Raw genomic sequence first — 11,431 nt, 5'->3', positions numbered from 1 at the left:
TGAGTAAGATTAATTTAAGTATTTTCCGAGCTGAGGGCCGCCAAGCTCTGTTGGCTGCGCTTGAGTGAACAGCTCTTCATAACCTGGTACGCTAGAATAAGAAATAGGGGTATCCGCATAAATTTCAGAATATGATTTAGCATATTCTAAAATTCCCTGAAGATGTCTTCCAACACGCTCTTCAATCGGATGTCCGGTTTCATCGTAAGGCACATAAAGCATTCCCAGAGCCTCGCTCTTCACATACGCCTTATCTTTACCAGTTAATGCCATTTCTTCATTTGTTGCACCACGCAAACGTCCTTGTGAAGCGTTTGCAGTTTCCATAAGCAATGGAATAGTATCGGTATAGTCACCCAGCTCACGATGGGTCAAGCCATGCAAATTCACTGGAGATGGCTCAAGAGCCATGGCAATTCCCTGCATTTGAAGCTCCATAACACCAATAGATGCAACATTCATGCCTTTTTCGTGAGAAACGGTAGCATTAATAACGGGATATTCCGGTGAAGCTTCATGTAAGTCAAAAGTGAGGTTAATATTTTCTTTTCTGATCATCTCCGCAATTGCAAATGCGACTTTCTCAGTGAGCGTTCCGTTTGGCTTTCCTGGATAAGCACGATTAATGTTTCTGGTTTCAGAACCCGAGAGTCTTTGCCCTGAAGCTGCATGAACATAAACATCTGGGTCAGGCCATTGGTCAATCGGGTTGCTGGCACGAGATCCATAACGGAATTCACGAACACCATTGGAGGTAGGAATGTGCAAATATTGCGGTGAAGCCTCTTGAGGGTCGTTGTGCGTTAGTGAGCTGCGGTTGGTATATGGAATGACATATACAGTTCCGGCATCCACTTTTGCATTTTCTATAAATGTGATTGCAGCGAGGTATCCAGATGGCTCGTTGCAGTGGGTTCCACCAAGAATTAGCATCTTTCCACCAGGTTTTTCACCCTCAAAGACATAAATTTCGGTATCACCGTTGGTTCCTTTAATGCCATCGAAATACTCTGAAAGCATTTGTGTTTGGGTCAAGCTTGCAGAGGGGCGTATTTCACTGACTTTTCGAATTTCCATAAAATTCAGTCCAGTGTAAGCTGCGATTGCCAAGGCAAGAACAAGGCAAACCGCACCTGTTATATGATTCTTTTTCATCGTCGGCCTCCTTACTTTATCATGAGCAACCGAAGAATCATGGGGATTACCACCAGAGCGGCATTAGCCTGATCAACGATTTTTTTCTCAGAAAAGAGGTTCCAAACGGTGAAAACCAAAACGAGGCCAACAATTCCTCTATAAATTAAGGTAATCATAGCAAGTAACTCCTTTCTACTTCAAAACAATGAAGGGTGCGAGCTTGTTTGCGAACACAATGAAGAATATTGCCCATGCAATAATCAGAAGCGCGGGGACGACACACTTTTTTAGAACAGGGGTATATTTCTCCAAACCTACGACCTGTGCTGCAAAAATTCCTGCAAGAGCAGTCGGTGGCATCATGTCACCTAACGAAGCAATGAGAGAGATTGCAGCTGCAGTTACGATTTGGTTTTTGCTCATAAATGCAAGTAGGAAAGGAACACCTAACACTGAAGCTGCTCCGTAGGAAGAAACTGAACCAAACAAAGGAATGGAAATTGCCATCGCAATATAAAGAAGGAGATTCGGCAGACTCAGGCAGCTTGTTACGATAAAGCCTCTGACGCCTGTCAGCGTCATAATCTGAATGAACATTCCCACGCCCATAAGAATTCCCAGAACAGGAAGAACGCTTTTGATGGACTCTTTGCAAACATTGACGATGTTGATCTTATATCCTGTAAACATGCCAACGCCTGCAGCAATAAGAAATACTAACGGCATTCCAAGGTCAGGAACCGCTGGAATGGTTTTGTTGACCACCATGAGGATAATGGCAACGAACAGCGGGATATAAACCTTAAAGCCAAACTCTTTTCTGGAGCCGTTGTTGAGTTTTGATTTAATGGCTTGATAATCAAGTGCTTTAACGTATTTATAACCGAAAAAAAGAACACTGAAGATGGCAAGTGGGAAAGTGAGCAAAGCCAAGGGAAGCTCAAAACCCACATAAGGAATGTCGATTCCACCGCCGATAATCATAGCGGGAATGTTAACGGGCGGTGCAATCATTCCCAGAACGCCGCCCATGGCAAGAATGCAGGCAGTTTCTAACATCGGAATGCCCATCAGCATTAAGACGGGCGCCATGATGGAGCCGGCTGAAAGTACCGATGCAGTGGATGATCCCGTAATCATTCCAGGGAACATGATGACCAACATGATTAGGCACAGCAAAAGTGCAGGTGTTTTGTGAAACTTTTCGATTATCAAAGAAGCCAATGCGTCAAGCGCACCGGAATCTTGAACTACCCTCATAAATATCATTGCGCAGGTAATGACCAGAATCGTATCGACGTATGAGAACATACCCTCAACAAGGTGACGTAGTGGCAGGCCTTCACCTGCAACAAGTGCGCCGGCAACAGCAGAAGCTACCATAGAAATACTGACAGGTAACTTCAAAAGGAAGCATCCTCCGATAAATGTTGCAACCATTGTGAGGAAAATAATAAGCTCAATACTCATTGTGTTTCCTCCGATAATTCATTTTTTATTGTGGAAAGAATGGTTTATTTGAATGCGGCCTTTAACGGAGTAACCACTTCGCCCATTGAAGCCACAATTTCCATGGGAATGCCTGCATCAGAAGCCAGTTTGGACATCATTTGATCCTTGTCGCCATCCTTAACAACTACTGCATAGTCTGCCTTTTCAAAAGAAGGGGCAATGAACTTATCGGAAAGATCGCCTCTGCGTGCTTCGCCGCCAATATGTACAGCAATAATGCTCATACCTTTTTCATCTGCTGCTGTAATAAGGCTTTTGACACGCTCAATCTCTTGGTTTGCGTCGATGCCTGCTGCGCCAAGACCTTTTGAAGAGCCGCCGATTGCAAGCAGAAGTGTTTTGTTTTCGCCCAAATCATCTGGAGTTGCCAATGTGCTCATCGTGTAGGTTAACTCGCTTTTCTCGATCATAACCTTAACCATCTCAACATCAGCACTCTGGCCAACAGATGTTAATAAAATTGGTTGCTCTGCAAACGCCTCTTTAAGGCCTTCAATTTTAATTTCTTGTGCAGCTGATGCAGAAGAAGATGCCGCTGATGCACTGGGGCTATCGGAACCTCCGCAAGCCGCCAAAGATGCCGCAAATGCCATAGCTAAAACAACAGCTAATAATTTTTTCTTCATAATAATTCCTCCAAGTTGTGTATATTCGGAAACAAGAATATTCCGATTGCATTTTTTTGTGAAGGAGCGCAATGCGAATTTCGGATGCACTCCTTCACAATTAAAATCTTTATTTACGTTTAGAATCCGACTGCCTTACCGTCACGACGGGGGTCTCCGCAGCCACGTAAAGTACCATCCTCAAGCATGACAACTGCTTGTACGCAAGGATAATCCATCCAGTCTCCAGTTTCTAAAACAGGGTGGCCGAGCGCTTCAAGCTTCTCTTTGACTTCAGCAGCGATTCGTGTTTCAAACATGATGGTTTCATCGCTGGTTGTCCAGTCAGAACCAGCATGAATTCTTGGGGCATAGATTGCATCTGCAATGTCCATATCAAAATCGATGACGTTGGAGACAACCTGAAGGACACCAGAGATAATACGCTGGGAACCAGGTGCACCAATGGTCATAATTGGCTTGCCATCCTTTAAAATGATGGTTGGCGACATTGAGCTCATCGGCTTTTTGCCCGGTTCAACTTCATTGGCTGTACCAACTTCAGCATCGAAGTCATCCATTTCGTCATTCATAATGAAGCCATAGCCTTCAGGAACAACGCCAGAACCGAATACGTAGTTGATGGTTTTTGTAACAGCAACGATGTTGCCTTCTTTGTCCATGATGGAGTAGTGTGTTGTTTGTGGAGATTCATAGCTCCAAGCATCACCATGCTCAAACAGCTGCGCCTTGTCCATGTCGATCTTTGCTGCAAGGTCAGCAGCATATGCCTTTGAGGTTAATCCATTGAGCGGGACATCACGGAAGTCGGTGTCAGCTGCAAAGAATCCTCTGTCTTTATAAGCCATTTTCATTGCTTCTGTGAGAACATGTAAGTGTTCAGCAGAGTTATGCTCCATATTCTTAAGATCAAAGTTCTCAAGAATGTTTAAGGTTTCGATAATTGTGGAACCACCTGAAGAAGGAGGAGGAGAAGAAAGAACTTCATACCCACGGTATGTTCCGCTAACAGGCGTTCTGAGTTTAACCTCATAGTTTTTCAGGTCCTCAAGTGTAAGAATACCCCCAGCTTCTTGAACCGCTTTCACCATTGCTTCTGCAACTTCACCTTCATAGAAGGCCTTGTCGCCGTTGTCGCGAATCATGGTAAGGGTTTTTGCCAATTCCGGATTCTGAATGGTGGAACCAATAGGATACGGGAAACCATCTTTCAAATAGATATCTCCGCACGCCTTAAATCTGGTGAGAACTTCAAACTCCTCCATCGAGTCTCTATTGAGAACAGCAGAAACTTCGAAACCGTTTTGTGCCATGTCAATGGAAGGCTGCATAACCTGTTCGCGAGTCATCGTTCCATAATTCTCTAATGCATAGAGTAAACCCTTAACTTCACCGGGAACACCTACGGAAGGGCCACCCAACCACTTGGAATCATCAACAAGCTCGCCCTTTTCATCAACTTCCCACATGCCTGGCTTTGCAGCGGCAGGGGCAATTTCACGGAAGTCAATAAACACATTTTCATTGGTCTTAGCACTGTGAATGAGCATAAAGCCACCACCGCCAATACCAGATGACTGTGGCTCACAAACACCAAGAGCAAATCCTACTGCAACAGCAGCGTCGATGGCATTTCCGCCATTTTTAATGACTTCAGCACCAATTACAGATGCTTCATATTTTCCAGTTGAAACAACACCGTTTTCGCCGTTGCCGTCACGGTCGTCGCGCTTGATCTGACCATTTTCATCGTAAGGTTTCCAGGTATCAGTTTCTGCTTGCGGTGTTGATGTTTCACTGCTTGCAGCTTGAGAAGATGAGACCGGCGCCTGCGAAGAAGTAGGAGCACTCTGGCATGCTGTGGATAAAACCATTACTGTAACAGCCAGAAAAAGCGATAAGGCTCTTTTTTTCATTGTAAATTCTCCTTTTGCGATATTTTTGTGCTTGCGTTTTCTTACACAACACGGTTTGTTAATTAAACTTTAACATACGAAATGTCTATATTCTATTTTTTCTCTTATTTCTCAGTGATCACAATGTATAAAAAAACGGTGATGTTTTATACAATTTAACAAAACATAAGATTTTTTTATAATTATTTATGCGATTATGCTATGATGTTCTTGAAAATTTTAAGAAAGAGGAATTACAATGAGTTGGAAAACTATCGTTGCACCATTAGGAATGTCGCTTCTTATTGCGTGCAGTAATTCCACGGGCTATCTAACTTCTTCAAGCGCTTCAGTCGTTGAGCTTATACCTTCATCAACAGTTTCAGCAACAGATTTTAGCGGTATAGACCCCCAATATAACATTGATTTCGAGAACGCTTTTCCTGAGGATTTTGCGGATTGCTTTTCCAATGTGTATGAGGTTGCGCACACCTCCTATTTGATCGGTGCGGAAACCGATTTTGAAAACGAGGTCACGGTGATCAGTTCAAAGCAAAATGGCGCTTCAATTTACATTGTCGCCGGTGTTCATGGCGATGAAGAGGCTGCTTGGAGAGCGGGAGAGCTTTTAAAAAAAGCGAGCATCAAGGCTGGCACACTCTATATTCTTGCGCCTGCAAACCGACAAGGTGCAACTGCAAATCCACTTTCGCGTTATGTTGCAGGCTTTCTTGACTTAAACAGAAACTTCCCCGGAAACGTACAGGGAAACTTGGCACAAATGATGGCAAATTCCATTTTTGAAGATATCAAAAGGATTGATCCAGAATTTGTTCTGGATCTTCATGAAGCCCGTCCAGAAAAGGAGACGCGTGATTTTCTTGGGAGTTCTTTGATTTTTACTGATTTGGGTGAAAAATCAGATTTGCTAATGCAAATTATTTTGGAAACCCAGCACGGAACATTGTGTAGTGAGGCATTTAACTATTTTACGCCTGCTCCTAACGGTAGTATTAATAAAACGGTTTCTAAAGAGCTTGTTATTCCAACGATAACGGTCGAGACTTTTCGAGGATATCCCATGGAAACACGAGTTTCGGATCAGTTGAGTATGGTTGGACGACTTTTACAAGAATATAAGATGCTTTAGGTTTTAAAACAAACAACTCGGGTGCGATTATAGCAATCACAGCCGAGTTGTTTTTATTTGGTTCAATAAGCTTTTATTTTTTATTCTCTAAAAAAACTGATTTGGCGTTCAACCATCAACCCTATCGGATTATTATCGATATATAGATTTGTGCTACTTGATATACGGATTCTGCGTTTTGCTAAAAAAGCTTAGATATACACAGTGGGTTACGCCTCGATGATTTTCCTCTTGCCCGCGTAAAGCGGCACGTCGGACTTTTCACATAGCCTCTCGGTGGCGCGCACTTTAATCCCCGGTAACGCACTACGCACCGCTTCCTCAAGGCATCTGCCCTGTGTTTTCCATAGCGTTAGTGCTTCAATCACGACGGTGTCGTCTTTTTGCACGGCTTTGAAATCCACCACATTATCCAAGCCCAGCAAGGCCTTGTCCAGTGCCAGAATATCGGAGCTGGCGCCCTTGCGCTCGATACTGTCGATGCGTGTTAACCAGCTTTTGCAGAGGCAGGGTACTTTCAGTTTTCTGGTATAGTCCCCGGTGCGGTAACGAATAAGGGGCATAGCCTCCATGCCGATGGTGGTAATCACCAGCTCGCCATATTCGCCGTCCGGCAGGACATTTCCGTTTCCGTCTACGATTTCGGCAATCACGTGGTTTTCCCTCAGGTGCATCCCCTCGTGAGCTGGACAGGTCACAGCCCCGCCCAGCCCCATCTCGCGGGAACCGTAGTGAGGAAAGAGCTTTGTTCCAAGCCTTTTTTCAAGGGCGTCCAGCACCGGCGTGACGCAGGCATCACCACTGACAAGCGCCCTTTGAAGAGACCCTTTCCCACAGTATTTTAGCATAGCCAGAAGATGCGCCGGCATGCCCACATAGGTGTCCGGCTTCTCCTCTCGGAGAATACCGCAAAGCTCGCCGTAGGTTCGGCTCACCCCGGCTTGAATCGGCGTCGCACCCAGAGATTCTATTGCGGCGCAAATCAGTTCCCCTAGACCAAAGGGCCCAGAAAACGGCATGCAAATCATCGTGCGAGAACCATGAGACACCATCTCTGAAAGCCCCGCGGCAAAAAATGAGATGGTGTTTTTACAATCCTTCGGCGTATAAAAAACACGCTTCGCCTCGCCGGTTGTGCCACTGGTGGTGCTAGTCAAAACCCTTTGAACATCCGACTGGGACACCAGCATCATACTACCGCCATAGGCCATCAGATCGGATGCCGACGTAAAGGGCAGGGCTGCCAAGTCGGCAAGGCTCGTAAGGGACGATGGTAAGCGACCATAAAATCCGCCCCGCCTTTTTTCCTTTTCCAATAGGGTGTTCAGACGATCAAGCTGCAACTTCTCGATATCCTCACGCTCTAGCTTGGTCAGGTTCTCTATTTCTTTTACCCAAATATCCAGATATGATCGCTTCATTTCCTGTATAGCCCTTCCCCATTGATATCCGTCAGGTTATAGGCGCAAAAGGGCACCATACCTTTTTCTCGATCCGCCTCGCTGATTTTGCAGCGGCGGAGGCGGTCGAGATCCAGCGTCCAAGCGTCCTGAAACAGCATCCCAGATACCGAAAAAGTGTTTTCCCTGGCCTTTTTCAGAAACGTGCTCAGCGATGAGGTTTCTGAAAAATCATTGTCGTCACACGGAACGGGACAGACTTCACCGCCCCACTGCCGAGCAACAAAATTTCTCGTGTCTGCCGAGGAATTACAGCAGCTGGCGCTTTTGGGGCGCGACAGCGCTTTAAACGTCCCGTCGGCGCGACGCATATAGCTCGCATGAAAAGAGCAGTACGGGCTTTCGGCTCCACCGCCGCTAAAGTCAGAGACCTTCATCTCCCCGCTCGTCTGCTCCGATATTAGTTGGAGCATTTTGGGGATGGTAATCCGCATTTTAGGCGGTTTTATCCCGCAGCGCCCAAAATAGCTGACCGGTTGAAAATGTACACCGCGGATGCCCGGCATTCCCGCCGTGGCAAACCGAAGGATTTCGCCCACCTGATCCTCGTTTATGCCTGGGGCAATAACTGGCACGAGTACCACGCCAAGGCCAGCGACGACGCAGCATTCGATTGCTTTTTTCTTTATTTCGAGCAACGGCTGCCCCCGTAGCGCCGCGTAGACCATATCGTCCATGCCATCAAACTGCAAAAAAACGCAGGAGAGTCCGGCTTCTTTAAGTTTTTTCGCATAACCTTCTTCGGATGCTAGACGCAGTCCGTTGGTATTGAGTTGAAAATAAGAAAATCCCTTTGTAATTCCGAGCGCAATGATTTCCGGCAGATCGTCCCGCATGGTGGGTTCTCCGCCAGAAAGCTGAATGTTAAAAGGGCCACCTCGTTTCATGAGCATATCGTAGAGGTCGGCGATTTCCGCCATAGAAAGATCAAAAGCTTCCCGCTCTCCCGCCGAGGCAAAACACACCGGACAGTGGAGATTGCAACGGTTCGTTAGCTCCAGCAAAACGCAACAACCGGCGCTTTTATGGTCCGCACAGAGACCGCAGTCATACGGGCAACCGTCCTTGACAGGGGTGGCATATACCGGCGTATCCTGTTTTTTTTCGGGGGTGTCCCACATCAGGTAGTCGGTAATGCCACCTTCCCAGATAAGCGCACTAAAAACGCCGTGTTCCGGGCAGGTCTTTTTAAGATAGATGTTCCCGTCGTCACCCTCAACTTTTTCCGCCGGAATCACTTTCAGGCACACCGGGCAGACGCTTTGGGTTTTTGTTATTGCTTTTGCCATTACTCCTCCTTTAAACCACCGAGCCACCCTTCAAAATCAGCCTTCTCCGCCTCCCATTCGCAATATGGAAAGCTTACCTTGATAACATTACCGGATAAAACACCTTTGATGTTCACACCGTTTTTGTCTGCCGAGAACATCGGTCTGCGATATCGGTGGTTTTCCGTCACGTTCCATCCGGCGAGAAGCGTGACAAACGTTTGTGCCGTCACCGGTAAACGGTATTCATATGTTTGTGAATCCGAAAAACAATCTTCGGTTTTAGAGCTATCAAAAATCATATCATCCCTCTGATATCTCGCACCGCAGAGATTACGGCGTCTACTTCTTCATCAGTGGTAAAGCGAGATAGGCTCAGCCGCACCGTGCTTTTGCAGCCCAAATTCTCAAAAATCCTCGGTGCACAGTGAAGCCCACTGCGGCAAATGATGTCATAGCTTTCCGTAAGAATATCGCCCACATCCGCAGCGCTATGCCCGGGAACATTAAAGCTGACGACCGGCGTACAGGCTCCCTTTGGGTTGATCACCACGGCGCCCGCCCTCTGAATCCCCTCCTTCAGCCGCTGCATCCGTGCTTCGCAATTCGGTTTTGGAAGTGGATTTGCTTCCGCCCATGAAAGCGCCGCTACTAGGCCACATACGGACGGCTCGTTCCCGGTTCCCGCCTCCAGATGTAACGGCATCTCCTCCGGCATGGTGTCCATGTCGCTTTTTATGCCTGTACCTCCTACAAGAAGCGGTTCAAGGACAACGCCCGGACGGACATAAAGCCCACCGACACCCTGAGGGCCAAGCAAATATTTGTGTCCGGTGAAGGCGACCATATCCGTTCCCCAGTCCTCAGCCCGGACATCGGTCCAACCCAAAGTCTGGGACGCGTCCATGAGAACTACCGCCCCGGTAGCTTTTGCAATATCGGTTAACGCTCCAGAATCCACCACCGCACCAGTCACGTTGGATGCCTGATTAAAAATACAGAGCGCGGGACGATATTTGTTCACCGCTTCCCGCCAGGCTTTTTCAGACACACGACCAAAGGCGTCGGTATCCAGATAGACGACCTTTGCCCTGCCTTCATGCTCAATCTTATATAAAGGGCGCAAGACACTGTTGTGCTCCGCTTTCGTTGTAAGCACAACATCGCCTTTTTTAAAGGGAAACCCGAGTATCGCCAGATTCAGTCCCCAAGTGGCGTTATATCCCAAAGCAATACCATGATGGTTTGAAATGCCCAGTTTTTTCGCCAGAGCACGACGTGCCTCATCAAATACGTCACGCTTTTGTATACCACCCCTGTTGGCGGAGCCGGGCTGGGATGTAACTGCCTTCGCCACAGCTTGCGCCACGCTGTCCGGCTTCGGCCAGCTAGTGGCGGCGTTATTCAGGTAGATACGCGGCGAATCCATCAGACCACTCCTTTTTCCGAAAGCAGCTCCACCACCTTTTCAAAAGCCGCACCGACGATTCCAGGGCAGCGTTCCAGGCGGTTCGCAGGGTTGCATTCCAATATCTCGTCGCAGCCGGTACCGCCGTGTTCCTCGCCGAATTCGGTCTCAAACCAGTTGATGTATTCCTGTATCATCGCCCTGCTCTCCGGAGCCTCCAGCTCATCCGCCTCACCTTTGCCAGTGAAATAAGACAGCACACAGGCACCGCCCGTCAACGCGCCACAAGTTTTCCCCGAAAAGCCGATGCCGCCATTCAAGCCACTCATTGCTCTGATTAGATCGGGGTTTTCTTTGCCATCCGCTTCGAGCGCCAGAATTGCAAGAATCTGCGCACAGTAAAAACCTTGCTGTGAAAGCTCAAGTATTTTATCGAACAGATCCATCCTTAACATCCCTTTCACAGATCATTAGCCAGTAGGTACACTTGCCTTTTGCACACCCGCATGGCATAGCGTACGCCGTGCCGTTCCAGATGCTTTCGATATAGTATTCCCGCCAGATTTTGGTCAGGTCCTCCATTATCAGAACTGTAAGCCCCGCGCTTTCTGCCGCTGCTCGAAGAGTTACCTGCCCACCGAAACTGACGTCCGAGAACAATAATCTTCCACCCGGGCGGAGCAACCTTTGACTCTCGCGGAATGCTTTTTGCGGGTCACCCGTCACATAGAACGTACACTGAGTGATCAGCGCATCGAACTCTTCATCCGAAAACGAGGCGTTGAGGATATCGCCGTGTTCAACATCGTGGCCCGGGGCAAGGTCAATTCCCCAAGCATCAAAACCCAAGCACCGAAGCTGTCGTACGGTCTCCCCATCCCCAGCGCCCAGATCTAGAATACGACAGGGTGGTTTAACGCCCGCCAGCGCCAGCATACGGGTGGTGTGTGCTTCGCCTCCTGGATGCCTCGTCAT

Annotated in this window: 12 protein-coding genes; 1 reads left to right on the top strand and 11 read right to left on the bottom strand. The window is 47.5% G+C overall.

Going from position 1 to position 11,431, the window contains the following annotated elements; translation table 11 throughout:
- Positions 1–9 precede the first annotated feature (9 nt).
- From RBH76_00955 to ggt, 5 genes are all read right to left on the bottom strand, one after another.
- Complete coding sequence (locus RBH76_00955) at positions 10–1,155, bottom strand: succinylglutamate desuccinylase (GenBank protein ID WMJ84022.1); 1,146 nt, start codon at positions 1,153–1,155, stop codon at positions 10–12.
- Between the two features lie 11 nt (positions 1,156–1,166).
- Positions 1,167–1,313, bottom strand: coding sequence for a hypothetical protein (locus RBH76_00950; GenBank protein ID WMJ84021.1), 147 nt, complete (start codon positions 1,311–1,313; stop codon positions 1,167–1,169).
- Positions 1,314–1,329: 16 nt separating this feature from the next.
- Positions 1,330–2,607 (bottom strand): TRAP transporter large permease subunit, encoded by a 1,278-nt coding sequence (locus tag RBH76_00945; protein ID WMJ84020.1) that lies wholly within the window; start codon positions 2,605–2,607, stop codon positions 1,330–1,332.
- A gap of 44 nt (positions 2,608–2,651) precedes the next feature.
- Entirely contained in the window at positions 2,652–3,275 is a 624-nt protein-coding gene (locus RBH76_00940; protein ID WMJ84019.1) for a DUF6305 family protein, read from the bottom strand.
- Positions 3,276–3,394: 119 nt separating this feature from the next.
- On the bottom strand, positions 3,395–5,191 hold the full coding sequence (gene ggt, locus RBH76_00935) for a gamma-glutamyltransferase (GenBank protein WMJ84018.1): 1,797 nt from the start codon (positions 5,189–5,191) through the stop codon (positions 3,395–3,397).
- Positions 5,192–5,429: 238 nt separating this feature from the next.
- Here ggt and RBH76_00930 point away from each other — a divergent pair, with 238 nt between their 5' ends.
- Positions 5,430–6,320: a succinylglutamate desuccinylase/aspartoacylase family protein gene (locus RBH76_00930; protein WMJ84017.1), complete on the top strand. Its 891-nt coding sequence runs from the start codon at positions 5,430–5,432 to the stop codon at positions 6,318–6,320.
- A gap of 209 nt (positions 6,321–6,529) precedes the next feature.
- Here the strand turns inward: RBH76_00930 and RBH76_00925 are convergent, their stop codons facing one another.
- The 6 genes from RBH76_00925 to RBH76_00900 are packed head-to-tail and all read right to left on the bottom strand — an operon-like array spanning position 6,530 to position 11,431.
- Positions 6,530–7,741, bottom strand: coding sequence for an AMP-binding protein (locus RBH76_00925; GenBank protein ID WMJ84016.1), 1,212 nt, complete (start codon positions 7,739–7,741; stop codon positions 6,530–6,532).
- On the bottom strand, positions 7,738–9,069 hold the full coding sequence (locus RBH76_00920; GenBank protein WMJ84015.1) for a radical SAM protein: 1,332 nt from the start codon (positions 9,067–9,069) through the stop codon (positions 7,738–7,740). The genes RBH76_00925 and RBH76_00920 overlap by 4 nt, the downstream gene beginning before the upstream one ends.
- Positions 9,069–9,350 (bottom strand): hypothetical protein, encoded by a 282-nt coding sequence (locus tag RBH76_00915; GenBank protein ID WMJ84014.1) that lies wholly within the window; start codon positions 9,348–9,350, stop codon positions 9,069–9,071. Before RBH76_00915 ends, RBH76_00920 begins: the two co-directional genes overlap by 1 nt.
- The gene (locus tag RBH76_00910) at positions 9,347–10,477 is read right to left on the bottom strand and encodes an aminotransferase class V-fold PLP-dependent enzyme (protein WMJ84013.1); all 1,131 of its coding nucleotides are present in this window, start codon (positions 10,475–10,477) and stop codon (positions 9,347–9,349) included. The genes RBH76_00915 and RBH76_00910 overlap by 4 nt, the downstream gene beginning before the upstream one ends.
- On the bottom strand, positions 10,477–10,902 hold the full coding sequence (locus RBH76_00905; protein WMJ84012.1) for a C-GCAxxG-C-C family protein: 426 nt from the start codon (positions 10,900–10,902) through the stop codon (positions 10,477–10,479). Before RBH76_00905 ends, RBH76_00910 begins: the two co-directional genes overlap by 1 nt.
- The gene (locus tag RBH76_00900; protein ID WMJ84011.1) at positions 10,886–11,431 is read right to left on the bottom strand and encodes a class I SAM-dependent methyltransferase; all 546 of its coding nucleotides are present in this window, start codon (positions 11,429–11,431) and stop codon (positions 10,886–10,888) included. Before RBH76_00900 ends, RBH76_00905 begins: the two co-directional genes overlap by 17 nt.

It is taken from the genome of Oscillospiraceae bacterium MB24-C1 (genome assembly GCA_030913685.1).
Lineage (GTDB): Bacteria > Bacillota > Clostridia > Oscillospirales > Ruminococcaceae > Yanshouia.
This window is presented reverse-complemented; position numbering and strand designations above follow the sequence as displayed.

Excerpts from the sequence above, each read along its gene's own strand:
- RBH76_00940 (WMJ84019.1), bottom strand. The coding sequence starts at position 3,275 with ATGAAGAAAAAATTATTAGCTGTTGTTTTAGCTATGGCATTTGCGGCA.
- RBH76_00945 (WMJ84020.1), bottom strand. The coding sequence starts at position 2,607 with ATGAGTATTGAGCTTATTATTTTCCTCACAATGGTTGCAACATTTATC.
- RBH76_00915 (WMJ84014.1), bottom strand. The coding sequence starts at position 9,350 with ATGATTTTTGATAGCTCTAAAACCGAAGATTGTTTTTCGGATTCACAA.
- ggt (WMJ84018.1), bottom strand. The coding sequence starts at position 5,191 with ATGAAAAAAAGAGCCTTATCGCTTTTTCTGGCTGTTACAGTAATGGTT.
- RBH76_00905 (WMJ84012.1), bottom strand. The coding sequence starts at position 10,902 with ATGGATCTGTTCGATAAAATACTTGAGCTTTCACAGCAAGGTTTTTAC.
- RBH76_00950 (WMJ84021.1), bottom strand. The coding sequence starts at position 1,313 with ATGATTACCTTAATTTATAGAGGAATTGTTGGCCTCGTTTTGGTTTTC.
- RBH76_00955 (WMJ84022.1), bottom strand. The coding sequence starts at position 1,155 with ATGAAAAAGAATCATATAACAGGTGCGGTTTGCCTTGTTCTTGCCTTG.
- RBH76_00900 (WMJ84011.1), bottom strand. The coding sequence starts at position 11,431 with ATGACGAGGCATCCAGGAGGCGAAGCACACACCACCCGTATGCTGGCG.
- RBH76_00925 (WMJ84016.1), bottom strand. The coding sequence starts at position 7,741 with ATGAAGCGATCATATCTGGATATTTGGGTAAAAGAAATAGAGAACCTG.
- RBH76_00910 (WMJ84013.1), bottom strand. The coding sequence starts at position 10,477 with ATGGATTCGCCGCGTATCTACCTGAATAACGCCGCCACTAGCTGGCCG.
- RBH76_00930 (WMJ84017.1), top strand. The coding sequence starts at position 5,430 with ATGAGTTGGAAAACTATCGTTGCACCATTAGGAATGTCGCTTCTTATT.
- RBH76_00920 (WMJ84015.1), bottom strand. The coding sequence starts at position 9,069 with ATGGCAAAAGCAATAACAAAAACCCAAAGCGTCTGCCCGGTGTGCCTG.